Source organism: Pseudoalteromonas sp. SR44-2, from assembly GCF_014163745.1.
Classification (GTDB): Bacteria; Pseudomonadota; Gammaproteobacteria; order Enterobacterales; family Alteromonadaceae; genus Pseudoalteromonas; species Pseudoalteromonas distincta.
Window position 1 is genome coordinate 1 of sequence record NZ_JACJDW010000050.1, and the last position, 18,417, is coordinate 18,417.

Sequence of the window (18,417 nt, forward strand, 5' to 3'; positions counted from 1 at the left end):
GTATTTAGGCAAGGCAGAGCCTATGTAGTGTGGTTATTCCCCATAAATGGGCGATAACGTAGCATTAATGCCAAACAGGCGCTGCCCAAAGGGTTCTTTCTAGGGGCTATTTACTCTTTGTTGCTTGGTTTTTACTTAGCCCACTAGGTTACAAACCTCGCGCCGCGATTAAATAGCCCCTAGTTTGAACAAATTTTAATCCGCAAAGATCAACAGACCCTAGCATTAAGTATCTAAAAATTATTTTTTAATATTGATTTGCATTTTGCAAATCAAAAGTAAAAACAGCTAAAGAGCAAATAATAAAAACACACTAACAACATGTATTTAAAGGTTTTTATTAGTTGGCATGGTCCTCGCAATATATAAAGTGAGCATAAGCTCTTCTAATTTAAAGGCTACGATTATGAAAACTATTAAACATAACTTAAATAGCAAAAAGCAAAAAGGTTTTGTACTAACGTCAGAGCTAATCATTCTTTCTACTTCAATGGTAGCGGCACTTGTAATTGGTTTATCTACATTACGTGACTCGGTAACCAGCGAACTTGAAGATGTAGCTGAAGCAATTGGCTCACTTGACCAAAGCTATGTATTTGACGGGATGATTAACGCCGAAGGCACAGCTGAAGTGTCTGGCTCAGGCTTTGTAGATTCAGTTGATGTGTATGCAGGCGATGGTAGTTCATTCACTTTTGTTGCATCAGACTTTAGTGAAAATGCGGCACTTATTAGTGCAACACCAAGTGGTGATGCTGCAACGCGTACAACAGCAGGCGGCTCACAAGGTAACTAAGTTTGAATACCAAGCTTAAGTCTCACTGCCACAAAAGTGTGGCAGTGAAAGTTACTCTGGAGGAATATTATGAAAAGTAAAAGTAACAAAGGCGCAACCACAGCGGCTCTCACATTACTCATCACCTCTGGCATGTTAGCTTCGGCTTTGGGTATTAGACAGGTAAACGATGAAAATAGCGTAACAGCTTGGGTAGTAAACAAAAATATGTCGGCAGGTCAAACAGTAACCGTTCACGATGTAGAGCAAAAGAGTATAGATCCAAGTAACTATTCTAATATTGCACTGAGCGTTCAAAACCCACGTGCATTAATTGGTCAAAAATTAGCAACTAATAAAATGGTTGAACAACCATTATTTGACACGGATTTTATTAGAGCGAAAAGCCAAAATTTGTCAGAAGCCATACCAGCAGGGCGTGTTTTATATACTTTAAAACTAAACACCTTAGATATTCCGCTTTCGCGTATACACAAAGGTGACCGACTCGACATAGTCGCTAAAACTAATCGTCTAGTAAGAACAGTTGCCCGTGATGTACAGCTCATTGGTGTTTCAAAAGGCCCTAAATCGCAAGCCGAAAAAAATGGCGTAATGGATAACTTAGCTAAAGAGTCTAATTCTGCTACAGGCGGTGTTTCGTTAGTCCTTGCGGTACTTCCAAAAGATGTTTATTCGTTGGCGGGTATAGATAACGCCGACAAAGTTTCAATTATTGTGCATAGCGCTTATGACATTGAACAAGGTCGTTTGCAAAACTTTTCACGCTTACAAACCAGTCGCACAATCGAAGTGGTTAAAGGCGTTAAAAATGAAGCTGTATATGTAGCTAAGTGAGTTTTTATGTTTAATTTATCAAGCAAACATGAAGAAGTTCAAACCAGTTTAAGTACCTTTGAAGAGCTTAAAAAGCTATTGCATGATGCCGTTATCGAAGAGTACGAACAAGAACCAACCGCACTTTTATCAAGTAATGTTCTCGAAAAAATCTCTGCACTGTGCAGTGAAATTCCACAATTTAATCAATCTTCATTTAACCAACATCAACAAGAGCAGGTTGTTCAGGCTGTATTTGATGAAATTCAGGGCCTGGGTCCTATTGCACAGTTTATGCTAGACGATCAGGTTAGTGATATTTTAATAAACGACACGCAAGATATATGGATTGATAAACAAGGCAAACTACTTTGCACTGCCAGTAAGTTTGATGACGAACGCCATTTACGCCGATTTGTTGATCGCTTACTTGATGGTTGCGGTCGACAAGTAAATGCGCTTATGCCAATTGTTGATGGCAAACTAAAAGATGGTAGCCGAGTTCATATTATTGTACCGCCTGCGTGTACCAGCGCCGCTATTGTGTCTATTCGTAAGTTTAATCATAAAAAAATAAACGATGACTTTTTAGTTAATAATCATTTTTTAGATAAAAACATCTTATCATTTTTAAAAAGCGCAGTTAAAACAGGCGTTAATATTTTAGTGTGTGGCAATGCAGGTGCAGGTAAAACCTCATTATTAAACGTACTTGCTAACTCAATTAACCCAAATGAACGTGTTGTAACCATTGAAGAAAGTGCTGAGCTTAATTTGCATCACAACCACGTTGTGCAATTAGAAGCCCACGACACAAACAGCGATGGTAAAGGTGCAGTAAGCCTAAGAGATTTAGTAAAAGCAGCCCTAAGAATGCGCGCAGATAGAATACTTGTAGGTGAGGTACGCTCAGGCGAGGTAATCGATATGCTCCAAGCAATGAACTGTGGTCACCAAGGTTCAATGACGACCATACATGCTAACAGCGCAAATGATGCCGTTATTCGTTTATCTACTTTAGTGCAGTTACACAATGCACAACTGAGTGATACACATACAAGTTCGCTAATTGCGTCTAGTATTCAACTTATAGTGCATGTTTCTCGCTCAACTAATGGCACCCGAACTCTAAAAAGTATTGGTGAAATTAAGCGTGTTAATGGCGGCGCACATTTCAGCCCGCTTTATAGTATTAACGAAGCAGAGCCTGTACAAAGTGAGCTAATAGATAACTCAAGTGTTATTGAGTTTATGAAAGGCCAAGGCGCAAATGCAAAAGAATTAAAAGCATTACTACACAGTAACCCGGAGGCTAACAATGACTAAACTTGATTATTTATTAGCTATTGCTGCGGTTATTACTTTTGTACTTGCAGCTAGTGTGTTGGTTTCTTTGTATGCTAAAAATAAAAGTAACCAGAGCGCTAAAAAAGTAGATATTTTAGAAGAAAAAGACGTACTTACTTTGTCACTACGAGTACTAGGCTTAAACATAAGTAACGCTTGGTTTATAAGCATGGCGTGCTCGCTCTCTAGTAGTTCATGGTTTTTAGCTAAATTATATTACCCTGAGGCATCAACCAGCGCATTTATTATTTCAATCGTGGTTTTTGTAACCTGTTTTATAACTGTGATTGACTTAGCTCATTATAAATTAGCAAAATTTGAGCATCATTTTTTAGAATTTATTGAAACCGTACAATCGTGTTTAAGTACGGGGCTGTCGCTACAACAATCAATGCAGTTTGCTGATGAACATGCAGACTCATATATAAAAAAACAAAGCTCTTTGCTATTACAACGCATGAGCATGGGGAGCGATGCAGAAACATCGTTTGCTCCATTAATTGAAAGATACAACTGCGAGACCGTAAGATTATTTGCTCATAGCATCATCACACATACACAAAGCCAGTGCGATTTAACCGACATGCTAAAAAGCGTATGTAACATGATGTCGCTTCGCACCCTCGACCGCCAACAGTTAAAAGCAAAGCTTTCGGGTACTAAGTACGCTGCTGTATTTAGTGGTTTTTTACCTTATGCACTAATTCCTTTATTTAGTTATACCGATCCAACCTGGTTTGAACCATTATTAAACGATCCTAATGGGATTGCATTTATAACGGTTGCGCTTCTTTGTCAGCTATTTGGCTTTTTATGGCTACGCCTTAGCTTGAGGGTAACATTATGATTGATATACTTTTACTTATCGGACTTTTAGTAAGTATGGGCTCATTTATCCATATTCATAGGCAATCTCTTAAAGTCGAATTAGATAAACCCGATACTAGAAACATTAATTGGTATCCGCTAATCATCATCTCTAAACGTCAACTAAGACAAGCTGGGATTCAAATTAATAAAATAATAATAAGCCTGTACTGCTTTAAAGTGGCTGCTACTTTTAGCGCATTTACGGTTATAGAACTAACCGAGTATGAGCTGAGCCAATCGATTAAATTATTAGTGTGTTTTATGTGTTTTTTTGCACCCGAATGCTGGTTTTTATTACGTAAAAGTCAACGTAAAACCGTTATAAATAATAGTTTAGAGTTTTTTTTACGGGTGTTACTGGTTTATATGCGCGCTGGATTTTCACTAGAGCGTTCATTTGCACTAGCAGTTGATCATGGATTAAGTCAAAAACACCCATTATACAAAGAACTAAAGTTATTTTTATTCGAGCTTAGCGCAGGTAAAGATCGTGAATTTGCATTTAATTCACTTTTTGAAAGAACCGGCGTATTAGGAATTAAAAAGCTCGCCAATTTAATGTTAATAGGCTCAAAACTTGGTACGCCACTTATCCAAGCAGTAGAGGCTCAACTTGAAGGCCTAGCTCTAAAAAAGAATATTTTACTCGCTAAAAAGGTAAACAAAAAAGCGATGCACACAACCTTTCCCATTATCTTAATTTGTTTTCCGATGTTTTTGGTATTGGTGTTTTTTCCCGCAGCATTACAAGTAATGAACGTACTTAAAATGCTTGTAGAAGTGTTATAGGAGCCTGATATGAAAAAGCATTATCAACAAGGGTACATACTTACTATTGAGCTTATATTAATTATAACTATTTTAATTATTGGCTCAATTGGTGGGGTGATTTTAGTAAGGGATGCCCTTATTAAGCGCCATCAAACTAAGGTAGATAATCAAATTACTGTAGTTGATGCTAACAATAGACCACTCGGTATTGCAGTAAGTTTTGATGAGCACCAAGCACCACTCATTTTTTATACAGACAGGGGAGCAAACAACACGTACAGGGCATTAATAGGCATAAGAGATGATAGGTTTACCTCGCGAGAAGCTGTTTATTACGATGCTCCAAATTGCCAAGGTAACCCGTGTTTAAAGGGCTTAAGCGATGAAGCAACCGATAGCCAAGGTGTGAGCAAGTTAAATAATACCGGTAATGTGAGTTATATAAATGCGCTGCAGCAGGGTCCAAATTACGCAATAGGGCAGTTAGATAATACCGTTATTGGTCAGTTATTAAGAAGTACGCCACAACAATGCCCTGCTAATAGTGAACAAATTCTATCTCGTTATGTATCGCAAAAAGTAGTAACAGGCTCACCTTGTGAAAGCTTTGAAATAGATAAGCAACCAGCCGACAGCAGTTGTTTAGTTGGAGTAACAGCTTTAGGAAACCCACTATTAGGTACAAGCGATCAAGGTTTATCGCAATCGTGTGATACATGCCAAACAGGGTACGAATCGCAAGGCGACATACTTGATTTATATTTACCACAGGTAGAACCGCTTTTAAATACAGCCCTTAGTGCACTTTCATTAGTAGGTATAGGTACAAACGTTGACATAGAGCTTGGCACAATATGCTGCCCAGAAGGTACACGCTTAGAAGAAGATGAAAATATTGTAGAAACACTTGTTTTCACTATTTTAAAAACAACATTTGAGCTGGTCGGTATCGACTTAGTCAACAACCTTATTATTAGCGAAACACTAAGCTTAATAGGGATTGAGCCAGGCGTAACATACTGTAAAACATCACTGAATTTAGTAAATGCAGAACAAGTAATTAATATCACCACAGGCGAAGCTGCACTTAGTAGCTTAACACCACCATTTAAAGTTTTACTGCCAGTACATAGCGGCCAAAACAGTACAACGTGGATACATACTCCCCCTAAAGGGGAAGGAGAACGTCAATGAACGCCTCAAATATATTTACCTCACATGCTAATTTATCAGATACACACACTGATGAAATATCAACAGAAATTAAAGAAACGCTAACACTACTAAAACAGTTTTATGATGTACCTATTGTTAAATTTATCGACTTTAGAGAAGTTTATTCAGAGCAACTAATAACTTGCAACGATAAAGAAAGCGTCGAAAATGAGTTATTGAATTATCAACAGCGCTGTACAGAAGAAAAATTATATTTGTTCGAAGATACATTTTTTGATGATATATCAAACAACACTCATAAATTAATTCGTTTTTATGCGCAATATCCAATTTATAATACGACTAATAAAATAATTGGTGTATTACTGATGGCAGATTTAGCACCTAAAACACTAATAGGCTCACAAAAAGATCAGTTTATTTCATTTTCTCAATTGTTACAGACACAACTAAATAAAGGGTCTGATTCGGTAGTTAATCAAAGTGCTAAATCTGCAAGAAAAAATCATGGAGAAAAGTATATTCATGTATTTAGTTTAGCGCCTGTCGCTTTTTTAATTGCCTTAGTATTATGCTCATTCACTGCATTACTGCTTTATACTATAGAAAAAAAGGAGCTGCAAAGTAATTACAATGAACAAACTCAGCAATTACGTAAAACGTTATTTAATGCTTTAGAGCGATTTGATAATCAAGGATTATATATATCGCAAAAAGATTTAGTTATCGCAGGCTTTTTACAAAGCCAAAATAGCTATACAAAAGAGCAGCTTAATGATTTAGTACAGAGTCAGGTTTCACAAAGCTTAACTTATAAAGGGTATGTTGTTTTTGATTCTGAGTATAACCAACTTGCACTTTGGTCAAAAAATAATTTTGATTTAGCCGCGTATGGATTTAAAAACTGGTTAGAAAAATTCAATAATAGAGCGAATAAACAAGCAGTAGAAGTATTTACTGTTGCAGATACGGCCTTTTTAATTTCTGAAATAAAAATTAAACAAGGCTCTATTTATACACTTACAGCATTTGATTTAAGTAAGTTTTTAAAAGCCGTTATTGGAAAATTAAACACTGAAAATTATAACGTTTTTATAGCAACACCACAGTTTACTTTAGGAAAACAAGGAGAAGTAAACCCTAGTATAATTAAAAATAGTATTAGCGCTTTAAGCAGTCGTTTTCCACCTACTTGGCGTTTACATGTGCAACCAATGAATAAAATAGTACGTCCACAAATAACTAAATATAGCCTAATTAGATTAGGACTGATCGCCTTTTGTGTATTCGCATTCGTGTACTATTTTTTACGTTTGCCTAGGCGTTTACACAATGAAATAAAACAAAAAAATCAGTTAATACTTAATAGGGAAGAGCTATTTTCAAGTTCTCTTGATGCATTGCCACATGGGTTTGCTATTTTTAATAGCCACGAATTTCCTGTGATTACCAACAATGCATTTAATCTTTTATTTGCACAGGTAAATAAACAAAACAGTCAGCTATCGTATAGCCAGCTGATAAGTATTGCACAGCAAAATAATATTATAAATCATTACCATGAGCACCATAAGCTTGATAATGACCGTAACCAATTAATAGATATAGGTTTTACAGACGGGAAGTGGATTACTGTATTACAAAGGCATACAGATTTTAATGGTTTTGTTTGCTACTTTAGAGATGATACAGAGGCACATCAAAAGGAATGTTTACTCGCTGATGTTCTTGAAAAATCCAAGCAAACAAATCAATTAAAAGAAAAATTTGTTACAAGGCTTAGTCGTCAGTTGAAAACGCCTTTATCATCTTTAAAGTCATTAATTGAAATATCTAAAGATCCAATAAGCTTTAACGAATTTAAAAATAATGTGGGTAATATTTCTGATGTGTGCGACCAGCTTGAAAGTGTGATTCAACAGCTCGTAAATATAAATAAATCAGAGATCGGGAAGTTAAAACTTCAAGCTAAAAACGTTAATCTAAAAAAACTGATAAATAATAACATGTCGATTTTAACGAATGAGGCTGAAAATAATAAAATAGTTTTTAAAAATAATATTACATCTGAATTAACGGTAGCAAGTGATGAAAAGTTAATTTCTCAATTGGTTATTCAGTTAGTGACTGAGGTTTTGGATTCGTCAAACAATACTACGCTTTCAATTAACGCCGAGATTAAAAAAGAAAGTACTCGTAATTACCTACATCTCGACTTTTCATTAAGTAATTTAATTAATACGAGCCATTTTATAACTGAGCTTAAAAGCATTTCGGGTGATGATATAACACGCTTTATAGATGATAAAGATATGTCATTAGAGTTAAAATTTTTTATATCAATATTTAAAATGCTTGGTGGGAAAGCGTTAATTATTAGCAGTAGTGCAAATAAAACGACGATATCACTTTCTATATTGGTAAACCTGGAAAGCAAGCAAATAAAAGATGATGAAAAAGAAGTATTAAATAGTCGATTAACAACTACCGATTTAGTAAATACTAATCCAATAATTAATAAAGAACAAAACACGCTATTACTAGTTGATGACGATCCACTTGTTGAGATTGTTATTAGAGCAATGCTAAAAAATGAAAACATTAAAATAGATTACGCGTGCAGCGCAATTGAAGCAATGCTGATGGTATCTCAAAATAGTTACGACATTATTTTAATGGACATAGTAATGCCGGAATTATCAGGAACTGATGCTATGTTAAAAATTAAAAAACACAGTGATAATTCTAAAACTAAGATAATTGCACATACATCGACACCCGATCCAGAATCTAAATATGTAAACCAGGGCTTTGACGACATGCTATTAAAACCGGTAAAACAAGGAATATTAATAAACCAAATAGCACGTATTTTAAAAAGATAGGCTGCTATATCAACCGTCTTAATGTAGATTTTATTTAACGATAAAATATTAATGTCGGTTGAAGTTACATATAGCGTAATATATTCGAGGTAAAAATGAAAAACACGACTGAAGATACGATGAAAGTTATCGGATTTAATACAGTAAAACCTATAAATAAAACTACACGACTACTTTTAGTTGATGATGATTTGCTAATAGAAATTGTAATACGAAAAATGCTTAAAGAAGAAAACATATTAATAGATTTTGCATCCAGTGCAATAGAGGCGCTATTAATGGTTTCTCAAAACATTTACGATATTATTTTAATGGATATAGTCATGCCACAATTTACGGGCACCGACGCAATGCTAAAAATAAGAAAGCACGCTGATGCATCAGCAACAAAAATTATTGCACATACATTTAGTGAGAACGAAAATAGTAATAATAAATATATAAAGCTTGGGTTTAATGGGTTGTTATTAAAGCCAGTTAAGCAAAGTATATTAATTGAAAATATTAGAACTTTCTTAAAGTGATTAATGGCAATAGTAGGGGGGTTAACTGTTTATTACTTATAGCTAACTAAAAAATTAAATTATAATTTTTGAAAGCACTAATGTTTATTAGTGCTTTTGTGTATATGAACTTTAATTTATTTAGCCTAGAGCCCACGTATCACAGGGGTTTAACTTTTAAAACATTAAGGTTTTTTTAATAACTAATAAATACTCATCTTGGTATGGAATTTGCTTTATAAGGCTATATTCCAATTTTATAGTTTAATAAACATTATAATTTTTAAAGTTAACGAGGCACAAGCATGAGCAAAACACAGTACGTTACAGTAGAAGGTCATCAAATTGCTTATCAAGAAATGGGACAAGGTACACCTTTATTATTGATACACGGTATTCCGACTAATAAATTTTTATGGCGAAATGTGATGCCAAACTTGCATCAAAATATCGGGTAATAGCACCAGATTTACTTAACTTTGGTGAATCAGATATGCCAAGTAACACTGATGTATCTATAAATGCGCAATGTAGAATAATGTGTAAGTTTATAGAAGAGCTCGGTATTTCTAAAGTTAATATTGCTGCACATGATATTGGTGGTGGTGTTGCTCAATTAATTGCTGTAAATCATCCGGATAAAGTAAATGGGTTGGTTTTACTTGATAGTCTATGTTTTGATTCTTGGCCAATACCAGAATTTGAACCTTTACTAGAACCAGGCGTAGAAGAAAAAACATCTGTAGATGAATTTGTTGATACATTAAGAGATTTCATGCCCAAAGGTGTTTACGACTCGAACGTAATGACTGAAGAGTTGATGAAAATATACTTAACACCATGGAGTAATGAAAAAGGAAAAGCTGCTTTATTTAGTAACATGCGCAGGCTCAATAAAGAATATACCGAAGCTATTACAGGCGATCTTAAAAGCTTACCTCATGAAACACTCATAATATGGGGTAAAGAAGACAAGTTTCAAAAGCCAAAGTATGCACCAATGTTAGAAGAAGCAATTCCAAATTCGTCATTGGTTTGGATAGATAAAGCCGCACATTGGGTTATTGATGAACATCCAGATAAAGTGTCTGAGCTTATTAGTGAATTTATGAATGATAAAACATTCTAGTGAATTACTAGGCTTATTAAAAATCCTTTTATTTCAATATGTTAAGTTTTATTGCATAAAGTAGCGAATAGGCAATCAGTGTAATAGCGTAAAGAGGCAAAACATTAATTTTTAAAAAAGTAGGTTAATGCTTATTAAATAGTCAAAATATCGCGTTTATACGTTAATTAATGAAGGTGAGTAACTTAGTTATGTATTTATTTATGCTATTTAACATAATATAAATTATAGGTAATTAATGTATATATAGAAAGAGCGCTTAAATGCGCCCTTGCTATGTCCAATACTAGACGGTATCGGACATTAAGTGATTTTATTACAATAACAGGTATTACTAATACAGATGCTTTATTTATCAATTTGTTTAATCAATACTAAGTAAACGCTCAGCTGTATATTCGTTAGTAATTAATCCACTGATCATGTTTGACCTTACTGCGCCCAAAATGGCTAACACTTTTTCTTCACCAGCAGCTATCGCATAAATCTGTTTGTTAGCATTTGTTTTTAATGGCGTACTTGCTACACGCTGATTAACTGTGCAATCTAAAAGCTTACCGTTTTTATCAAACACCCAACTAATCATTTCACCAACAGCACCAAGATCTTGTAACTCTTTAAGTTCTTGCGCATCAATAAAACCATCTATATGTAATGGCGACTTTTCACCTAAGCTACCAATACCCACAAATGTTACATCGGCATCTTTAGCGAGTTTTAAATTACCGGTAATATTTTGTTGTGCGTGTAACTGTTCTTTTTCTTCAATGCTTCTTGGTAAAACTGGCAATGGCATTGGATAATGTCTTGCATTGGTGTGTTCGGCCATTCTTACTACAACATCATAAGGTGAAGCCGATCCATCCAAAGCCATATTACCTAGCATGGCTACAATTTTATGTTGCGGACAATCAACAGTTCTTAGCTCATCTACACATGAACGTAGAACTCGACCGGTTCCCATAGCAAGTACTTTGGGTTGTTCTGATTTTAAATGACGTTCTATTTCTGCCGCGCCAGCTTGAGCCAAACCTAATGTAGATGATGGTTCAGAGGGATCGCTCGGTACAACTTCACACGAATCTAACCCAAAACGGCTTTTTAATTTTTCGGCCAAATCCATACATTTAGCAATCGGGTGGTCAAGTCTAACTTTAATTAATCCTTGGCTCACAGATAATGCGACCATTCTTTGTGCAGATTGACGAGATATATTTAGCTTTTTAGCAATTTCATCTTGTGTGTTACCGCCAACATAATATAACCACCCTGCTCTGGCTGCATCATCTAGCTTTCTAATTTCTGTATTTGATAGCTTTACCACGTAAACCTCTTAAAATAGAAGGAAAACTAAGTCCTTATTTTCATTACATAATTTCAATTATATGTGCTGCTATATAAATTATTTTATTAATTTTGGAGTATCTATTTATTAATAACGTTTTTTATTTATAGTTGTAAATATACCATTCCTTAATAAAAAATACCTAGGTTTCATAGGATTATGTAATTAGAATTTAGTTAATAGCACCCTTATAAAGGTGCTATTTGAGGTAATTAAAGATTGGCTCTAGCAAATTGTTAAACCGTTATTATCAAACTTTAATATTTTATCAGCCGGTGCGCTTAGATAAATACTATCGCCATATTTTAACGGACAATCACCATCTGCTTTTACTGTTACGGTCCCTGTGCCTTCAATATTTATATGTAAAAAGCTCTCCGATCCTAAATGTTCAATTACACCTACAGTACCAGCCCACGTTCCTTGCTCAGTAGAGAGTGTTATATGCTCTGGTCGTATACCAATACAACTAACATTCGCATTTTCATTTTGTGCAGCATCTATAAAGTTCATTTTTGGAGAGCCAATAAAACCAGCTACAAATTTATTTACTGGGTTTTTATAAAGCTCTAAAGGTGTTCCTACCTGTTCAATAATACCGGCATTAAATACCGCGATTCTATCTGCCATTGTCATGGCTTCAACCTGATCGTGCGTAACATAAATCATTGTTGTAGCTAAACTTTTATGTAATTCAGATATTTCTAAACGCATATTTACACGTAATGACGCATCTAGATTTGAAAGCGGTTCATCAAATAAAAATGCCGAAGGCTGACGTACAATTGCGCGCCCTATCGCTACACGCTGGCGCTGACCGCCCGATAATTGCCCAGGCTTTCGGTCTAAATAATCGGTCAAATTAAGAATTTTAGCGGCGTTAGCAATTTTACTTTCGATTTCTGATGGGCTAACTTTGGCTCTTTTTAAAGGAAAAGCAATATTGTTACGCACGGTCATATGCGGATATAACGCGTAGGATTGAAACACCATTGCTAAGCCTCTTTTTGCAGGCGGTGTTTTTGTAGCGTCAATGCCGTCAATTTCTATATTACCACTGGTGGTATCTTCAAGCCCTGCGATCATACGAAGTAATGTAGATTTACCACAGCCTGATGGCCCAACAAATACGATAAACTCACCGTCTTTAATTTCTAAGTCGAGTGGTTTAATTACGTTAACTTCATCAAAGTTTTTAGTGACTTGTTTTAGTGTGATGCTGCCCATGTGTATTCTCCTATTTTACTGCGCCGAAACTTAATCCACGCACTAATTGTTTTTGACTAAACCAACCAAGTATTAAAATTGGCACAATGGCCATGGCAGATGCTGCCGATAACTTAGCGTAAAATAACCCCTCAGGGCTTGAGTAACTGGCAATAAATGCCGTTAAAGGTGCAGCATTTGCAGCGGTTAAAATAAGTGTCCAAAAAGCTTCGTTCCATGACAAAATTACATTTAACAATAGCGTTGAGGCTATACCCGGTAAGGCTATTGGTAATAAAACATGAAATATTTCTTCTCCAATTGTTGCGCCATCCATACGTGAAGCTTCAAGTATTTCGTTTGGTATTTCTCTAAAGTAGGTGTACAACATCCATACCATTATTGGTAAGTTAATGAGTGTCATTACAATTACTAAACCTAATTTTGTATCGAGTAATGCGAAGTCTCGAAACAATAAATAAATCGGAATAAGTACCCCTACTGGCGGTAACATTTTGGTAGAAAGCATCCACATTAATAAATGCTTAGTTTTTTTAGTTTGTACAAAAGCCATAGACCAAGCAGCAGGCACAGCAATTAATAACCCCAGCAAACTTGATCCTAGCGATATAACTACAGAGTTCCAAAAATGGTTAAAGTATGGCGAACGTGACAGTACATCGCTGTAGTTTTCGAGTGTCCAATCGAATGCATATAAGCTTGGACTTGCTGAAATTGCTTCAGCTTCCGTTTTAAAGCTGGTGATTAACGTCCATAAAATTGGAAAGAAAATCATGCCGCTTATTGTCCATGCAGCTATGGTATAAATTAGTTTGGAACGACGGCTATCTTTTATAGTCATAATTAACCCTCCAAGTTTTTGCCAATTAAGCGCATTAAAAATATAGCGACAATATTTGCAATTATTACTGCAACTATGCCCCCTGCCGAACCGCCACCTACATCAAATTGAAGTAGTGATTGCGTGTAAATTAAGTACGTTATATTGGTCGACGAATAACCAGGACCACCGCTGGTTGTAACTAATATTTCAGCAAAGATTGACAATAAAAATATAGTTTCGATTAAAATAACAGCGGTTACAGCGCGCGATAAGTGCGGCAAAACGATGTAAAAAAACTTACTATGTGGCCCAGCTCCGTCTAAATCAGCCGCTTCTAATTGTTCACGGTCTAATGACTGTATTGCTGTTAGCAGTATTAATGCTGCAAATGGTAACCACTGCCAAGACACAATTATGATGATTGAAGATAACGGCATTTGAGCAAAAAAGTCGATAGGTTCAAAGCCAAGCCAAATCGCAAAATGTGCAAATAAGCCATTAACTGGGTTCATTAGCATGTTTTTCCATACCAATGCCGACACAGTTGGCATTACAAAAAATGGGGCTAGTACCATAATGCGAACGTAATTTCGTCCCCATATTGCTTGGTCTAGTAAAATAGCTAAGCCAATACCACCACAAATAGTGATAAGTAAAACCCCAGTTACTAGGTAAAGCATGTTAAAAAATGATTCAAAAAAAGCCGGATCAGTTAGAAAAAATTCATAGTTTAAAAAGCCTACAAACTCTTTATCCCCTGGAACGAGTAAGTTGTAATCAATAAATGAAAAATACAGTGTCATACACAGCGGAACTATCATCCAAGCAAGTAATAAAATTACACTAGGAAGAAGCATAAACCGAGCAAGCGTGCGCGAGTTAGTTGTTGCCATAAAGGTGACCTTAAAAAAGCCAATTCTATTTACTTGTTAACTATCAAGTGAAAATCAGAAACCCTTGATAGCGTTTATAACTAACAAGTAAATAGAATTGACATAAAATATTGGGTAAGTTTGAGTACTTACCCGCCCATTACATGCTATTTAGGATAGCGAGCTTTACGCATTGTTCGCTCAACGAGGTGCTGAGACGTACTAAGCGCTTGCTTAACGGTCATTTGGCCAGTTAATGCTGCTGAAAATTGTTGCCCAACAGCTGTACCAATTCCTTGAAACTCAGGAATAGCAACAAACTGAATACCTACATAAGGCACTGGTTTAACGGTCGGATTTTTAGGATCTGCAGATTGAATAGAATCTAAGGTAATTTGCGCAAACGGTGCTGCGTCCATGTACTTTTGATTACTGTAAAGTGATTTACGTGTACCTGGCGGTACTTTTGCCCAACCTTTTTTGTCGGCTACAAGTTGAGTGTATTCTTTAGATGTTGCCCAGCTAATAAATTTCATTGCGGCATCTGGTTTTTTGCTGCTTGCCGGTACGGCTAAAGTCCAAGACCATAACCAGTTACCGCGTTTACCTAAACCGTTATCTGGCGCAAGTGCAAACCCTGCTTTATCGGCAACTTCTGAGTCTTTTTTGTTAGTAACAAATGCGCCTGCAACGGTTGCATCAATCCAAATACCACATTTTCCGGTTTGAAATAGTGCAAGATTTTCATTAAAACCGTTTGCAGATGAACCAGCAGGACCAGATTCTTTCATTACATCTACATAATACTGAAGGGTATTTTCCCACTCTGGGGTATTAAACTGAGGTTTCCAATTTTCATCAAACCAACGCGCACCAAACGAATTAGCCATGGATGTAATAAGCGCAACGTTTTCGCCCCAACCTGCTTTACCACGTAGACAAAGGCCATAAACACCTTCTTTTTTATCTGTCATCGCTTTAGCAGCTTTGCGTATAAAGTCCCATGTTGGGGCTTTAGGCATTGTCAGCCCTGCTTTTTCCATTAAGTCTGTGCGGTACATAACCATTGAGCTTTCGCCATAAAATGGCGCAGCATAAAGTTTGTCATTAATCGTTAAACCACTTCGAATTGCCGGAATTAAATCGTCTAAATCGTATTTTTCACCTAAATTATCCAGCTCTTTTAGCCAATTTTGCTTGCCCCAAATTGGTACTTCATAAGTACCTATGGTCATAACATCGTATTGTCCGCCTTTTGTTGCTACATCGGTAGTGACACGTTGGCGAAGAATGTTTTCCTCTAGAGTGACCCATTTTAAATCTATATCAGGGTTTTGGCTGGTAAAGTTACTGCTTAATTCTTTCATGGTGATCATGTCACCATTGTTAACAGTCGCTATTGTAATTGTTTCTTTTGCCGCAGCGCCCATGCTTATAAAGCCACACGCGAGCATAATTAATTTATTTTTCATCGGGTATTCCCCATACACGTTATGTATTAACAAGTGCTATTAAATTTCAATCTAATGCCAATTCTATTTATGGCAGTTTTAACGCATAAAACTGCCCGCAAAGTGCCTTTTTAGGTCCTTTGTTTAAATAGTTAGACTAGTTGGATAATGATTTAAAATTTAACAGATATTTCAGAAGTGAAGCCGTCAAATCCTTTACCGATTTGGCCGCCCGAATTAACACCTTCTTCTTGGTTAACATACTCAACTTTTAAAAGCGTTTTATCGTTAAACCAGTAACCTGCGGCTACTTGAATACGCTCTACTGTGTTGTCTGTTTGTTCAATTAAGTCGGAAGTGTTTTCGGCTTCTGCATAACGAGCCGCTACATATAGCTTTTTAGGAATAATATATTGTTGTGCTTCAAATACGAAGTACTCAACCGATGAGTCGCCTTCTATTACACTGTTTGAATCAAAAGTAGTGCCATTTTCATCAGCTATGCCGTTTGTACCAAAGTAGGTAATACCGGCAACTGCATTACCAGCGGCATCTGCAAATGTGTAGTCATCAGATGATTTACCAACCATAAAAATTAGACTAGTTTCGTCAGATGGTTGATAAGCTAAGTTAAGCTGGATGATTGATTGCTCAAGCCCTGGCATTGCGCCAACGTGAGTGTCACGCTCATTCGAAGGTGACGCTGAGAAATTATAGTTTTCACCATCGCCAAAGCGATAGTTTGTTGTGGTTACACCATTAAGACTTGCTACGCCATTTTCAAAACGTAACTGACCGCCTTGATTCGCTTTTAATAAGTTTAAACCTGCTTTAAAGCCACCTTCAAATTCTAAAGTACCTTGAAGTCGGTAGTTATAACCTCTGTCTTCTTGAAATGCTTCACCGAAACTTGAAGTCGTAATGTGACCTGTAACATTATACGCACGTACTACACCACTATCGAAAGTTTCGCTGTAACTTAGCTGTGCACCGTTTTCTGCGGTTGCGTAATCGGTAATACCATTACCAATAAGTGCATTACTTTGGTTATCTGCGCCGTCTTGAAAACCTTTAAATTGGAAAGGCGACCCACCAATGTTACCTAAACGCAGTGTTAAATTTGCGTTTTCTTTTGGTGTGCCATAAAGGCCTAGTAAGTCAAATTCAACACCTGCAAAATCGTTGTGAAATGAAAAGTCACGATCTTCGCCACCAAAGTCATTAGGCTCTTCTGCAATATCTATATCGGCAGTAATGAATTCGTTAATATGAAATTTAAGCATTAGATTTGCTCTAATACGGCCAAATCCTGATTCTTGTTCTTCATCTTCTGGACGAAATGCACCGTCTTTAGCCTGAATTGACTGAAAGTTTTGCATTAGTAAAAAGTCTACGTCAACGCGATCTAAATATTCAGAAATATCAGCCTGTGCTGGAGCCGATGTAGCCATAGCTGCCGCTATGAGAGAAATTGCAAATTTAGTCTTTTTATTATTCAACATAATAAGCTCTTTATTTAGTGTGGTGTGTGATGCCAACTTTATTAAATTGCATTTTCATTTAATGAAATTGGTATTAATTCAGTGTGTATAGATGAGGCTGACTGAGCAAAACATTAAGTGGTTAATGAAATTTCACTTGTGAGCATAAGCTCGCCCGCTGGGCATAATCACAGAATGAATTTAGAAGGTCAACGATTTTTATTACAAAACGTTTACAAAAAATCGAATTTATATGTAAATATTTTTGAATCAATAAGTTAAGTAGCAAATTTGTTACATCAAATTTTGATGGAATGATGTATTGGATTAAGGAATTTCTTATGAATACGTCATTATTGTTCAATACTATTAATAAAAATATAAGTTAGTATAAGACATAAAAGCAGGTAATCCTTTAAAAATAGGCTGTTGGTCAACCTATAAACAGTTTATTTATTGGTGTTTTTTAAGTAACCTTCTTGAGCTTATGATGGGGTTAGCTTAGTATTAAAGCACTTAGATGTATTCAAAATAGAAGTAACCTACATATGGAATTTGTTCGCCCGCTAGAGCCCATCCTCATTATTGATGACGTTAAGGAAATTCGTGATTATCTAAACCAAATTTTAACTGACTTAGGGTTTGAAGATATATTAGAAAGTGCTGATTTTAGCTCTGCCAAACCTATTATGGACAATAAACCGCCAGGCGTTATATTTGTAGATGTAGATTTACCTGACTCTAACGGTGCAGAGATATTGGAATACATTAATAGTGCTTACCCGCACACTCATGTTGTTATGTGTTCGGGCCACAATAGTCTCGAAAACGTACAAAACACGTGGGAAATGGGCGCTAAAGGTTTTATTGCAAAACCTTTCAATACAAAAAAAGTAGACACTGTAATGAAGCGTCTTGAAATAAT

Annotated in this window: 15 protein-coding genes and 1 pseudogene; 10 read left to right on the forward strand and 6 right to left on the reverse strand. The window is 35.9% G+C overall.

Going from position 1 to position 18,417, the window contains the following annotated elements:
- Window positions 1–406: 406 nt before the first annotated feature.
- The 9 genes and pseudogenes from H5115_RS18910 to H5115_RS18950 all read left to right on the forward strand — a co-directional run bounded on the left by H5115_RS18910 (window position 407) and on the right by H5115_RS18950 (window position 10,293).
- Window positions 407–796, forward strand: coding sequence for a hypothetical protein (locus H5115_RS18910; RefSeq protein WP_039487863.1), 390 nt, complete (start codon window positions 407–409; stop codon window positions 794–796).
- A gap of 69 nt (window positions 797–865) precedes the next feature.
- Window positions 866–1,633 carry a hypothetical protein gene (locus H5115_RS18915; protein WP_002960857.1) on the forward strand — a complete coding sequence of 256 codons (768 nt, stop codon included), beginning with the start codon at window positions 866–868 and terminating at the stop codon, window positions 1,631–1,633.
- A 6-nt stretch (window positions 1,634–1,639) separates the two neighbouring features.
- Window positions 1,640–2,938 (forward strand): CpaF family protein, encoded by a 1,299-nt coding sequence (locus H5115_RS18920; protein WP_182756800.1) that lies wholly within the window; start codon window positions 1,640–1,642, stop codon window positions 2,936–2,938.
- Window positions 2,931–3,806: a type II secretion system F family protein gene (locus H5115_RS18925; protein ID WP_154903115.1), complete on the forward strand. Its 876-nt coding sequence runs from the start codon at window positions 2,931–2,933 to the stop codon at window positions 3,804–3,806. Before H5115_RS18920 ends, H5115_RS18925 begins: the two co-directional genes overlap by 8 nt.
- The gene (locus H5115_RS18930) at window positions 3,803–4,618 is read left to right on the forward strand and encodes a type II secretion system F family protein (RefSeq protein ID WP_182756802.1); all 816 of its coding nucleotides are present in this window, start codon (window positions 3,803–3,805) and stop codon (window positions 4,616–4,618) included. Before H5115_RS18925 ends, H5115_RS18930 begins: the two co-directional genes overlap by 4 nt.
- Before the next feature lie 9 nt (window positions 4,619–4,627).
- A complete protein-coding gene (locus tag H5115_RS18935) occupies window positions 4,628–5,794 on the forward strand; it encodes a hypothetical protein (RefSeq protein WP_182756804.1) in 1,167 nt (388 codons plus the stop codon).
- The gene (locus tag H5115_RS18940; protein ID WP_182756806.1) at window positions 5,791–8,661 is read left to right on the forward strand and encodes a response regulator; all 2,871 of its coding nucleotides are present in this window, start codon (window positions 5,791–5,793) and stop codon (window positions 8,659–8,661) included. Before H5115_RS18935 ends, H5115_RS18940 begins: the two co-directional genes overlap by 4 nt.
- A gap of 95 nt (window positions 8,662–8,756) precedes the next feature.
- Window positions 8,757–9,185: a response regulator gene (locus tag H5115_RS18945; protein WP_182756808.1), complete on the forward strand. Its 429-nt coding sequence runs from the start codon at window positions 8,757–8,759 to the stop codon at window positions 9,183–9,185.
- A 284-nt stretch (window positions 9,186–9,469) separates the two neighbouring features.
- Window positions 9,470–10,293: pseudogene (locus H5115_RS18950) on the forward strand (alpha/beta fold hydrolase).
- 364 nt (window positions 10,294–10,657) lie between these two features.
- Here H5115_RS18950 and H5115_RS18955 read toward each other — a convergent pair.
- The 6 genes from H5115_RS18955 to H5115_RS18980 all read right to left on the reverse strand — a co-directional run bounded on the left by H5115_RS18955 (window position 10,658) and on the right by H5115_RS18980 (window position 17,513).
- The gene (locus H5115_RS18955; RefSeq protein ID WP_182756810.1) at window positions 10,658–11,617 is read right to left on the reverse strand and encodes a sugar-binding transcriptional regulator; all 960 of its coding nucleotides are present in this window, start codon (window positions 11,615–11,617) and stop codon (window positions 10,658–10,660) included.
- A gap of 246 nt (window positions 11,618–11,863) precedes the next feature.
- Window positions 11,864–12,865, reverse strand: coding sequence for an ABC transporter ATP-binding protein (locus tag H5115_RS18960; protein ID WP_182756812.1), 1,002 nt, complete (start codon window positions 12,863–12,865; stop codon window positions 11,864–11,866).
- 10 nt (window positions 12,866–12,875) lie between these two features.
- Window positions 12,876–13,706: a carbohydrate ABC transporter permease gene (locus H5115_RS18965; protein ID WP_182756814.1), complete on the reverse strand. Its 831-nt coding sequence runs from the start codon at window positions 13,704–13,706 to the stop codon at window positions 12,876–12,878.
- Window positions 13,707–13,708: 2 nt separating this feature from the next.
- Entirely contained in the window at window positions 13,709–14,581 is an 873-nt protein-coding gene (locus H5115_RS18970; RefSeq protein WP_182756816.1) for a carbohydrate ABC transporter permease, read from the reverse strand.
- A gap of 146 nt (window positions 14,582–14,727) precedes the next feature.
- A complete protein-coding gene (locus H5115_RS18975; RefSeq protein WP_182756818.1) occupies window positions 14,728–16,032 on the reverse strand; it encodes a sugar ABC transporter substrate-binding protein in 1,305 nt (434 codons plus the stop codon).
- A gap of 152 nt (window positions 16,033–16,184) precedes the next feature.
- Complete coding sequence (locus H5115_RS18980; protein WP_182756820.1) at window positions 16,185–17,513, reverse strand: hypothetical protein; 1,329 nt, start codon at window positions 17,511–17,513, stop codon at window positions 16,185–16,187.
- A 527-nt stretch (window positions 17,514–18,040) separates the two neighbouring features.
- On the opposite strand from H5115_RS18980, the gene H5115_RS18985 reads away from it, so the two are divergent.
- On the forward strand, window positions 18,041–18,417 hold a 377-nt coding region (locus tag H5115_RS18985), incomplete at its 3' end, for a response regulator (RefSeq protein WP_182756822.1).

Bases quoted from the DNA above. Each gene is read 5' to 3' on its own strand.
- H5115_RS18920 (WP_182756800.1), top strand. From the start codon at position 1,640: ATGTTTAATTTATCAAGCAAACATGAAGAAGTTCAAACCAGTTTAAGT.
- H5115_RS18970 (WP_182756816.1), bottom strand. From the start codon at position 14,581: ATGGCAACAACTAACTCGCGCACGCTTGCTCGGTTTATGCTTCTTCCT.
- H5115_RS18940 (WP_182756806.1), top strand. From the start codon at position 5,791: ATGAACGCCTCAAATATATTTACCTCACATGCTAATTTATCAGATACA.
- H5115_RS18910 (WP_039487863.1), top strand. From the start codon at position 407: ATGAAAACTATTAAACATAACTTAAATAGCAAAAAGCAAAAAGGTTTT.
- H5115_RS18935 (WP_182756804.1), top strand. From the start codon at position 4,628: ATGAAAAAGCATTATCAACAAGGGTACATACTTACTATTGAGCTTATA.
- H5115_RS18965 (WP_182756814.1), bottom strand. From the start codon at position 13,706: ATGACTATAAAAGATAGCCGTCGTTCCAAACTAATTTATACCATAGCT.
- H5115_RS18930 (WP_182756802.1), top strand. From the start codon at position 3,803: ATGATTGATATACTTTTACTTATCGGACTTTTAGTAAGTATGGGCTCA.
- H5115_RS18975 (WP_182756818.1), bottom strand. From the start codon at position 16,032: ATGAAAAATAAATTAATTATGCTCGCGTGTGGCTTTATAAGCATGGGC.
- H5115_RS18960 (WP_182756812.1), bottom strand. From the start codon at position 12,865: ATGGGCAGCATCACACTAAAACAAGTCACTAAAAACTTTGATGAAGTT.
- H5115_RS18980 (WP_182756820.1), bottom strand. From the start codon at position 17,513: ATGTTGAATAATAAAAAGACTAAATTTGCAATTTCTCTCATAGCGGCA.
- H5115_RS18915 (WP_002960857.1), top strand. From the start codon at position 866: ATGAAAAGTAAAAGTAACAAAGGCGCAACCACAGCGGCTCTCACATTA.
- H5115_RS18945 (WP_182756808.1), top strand. From the start codon at position 8,757: ATGAAAAACACGACTGAAGATACGATGAAAGTTATCGGATTTAATACA.
- H5115_RS18925 (WP_154903115.1), top strand. From the start codon at position 2,931: ATGACTAAACTTGATTATTTATTAGCTATTGCTGCGGTTATTACTTTT.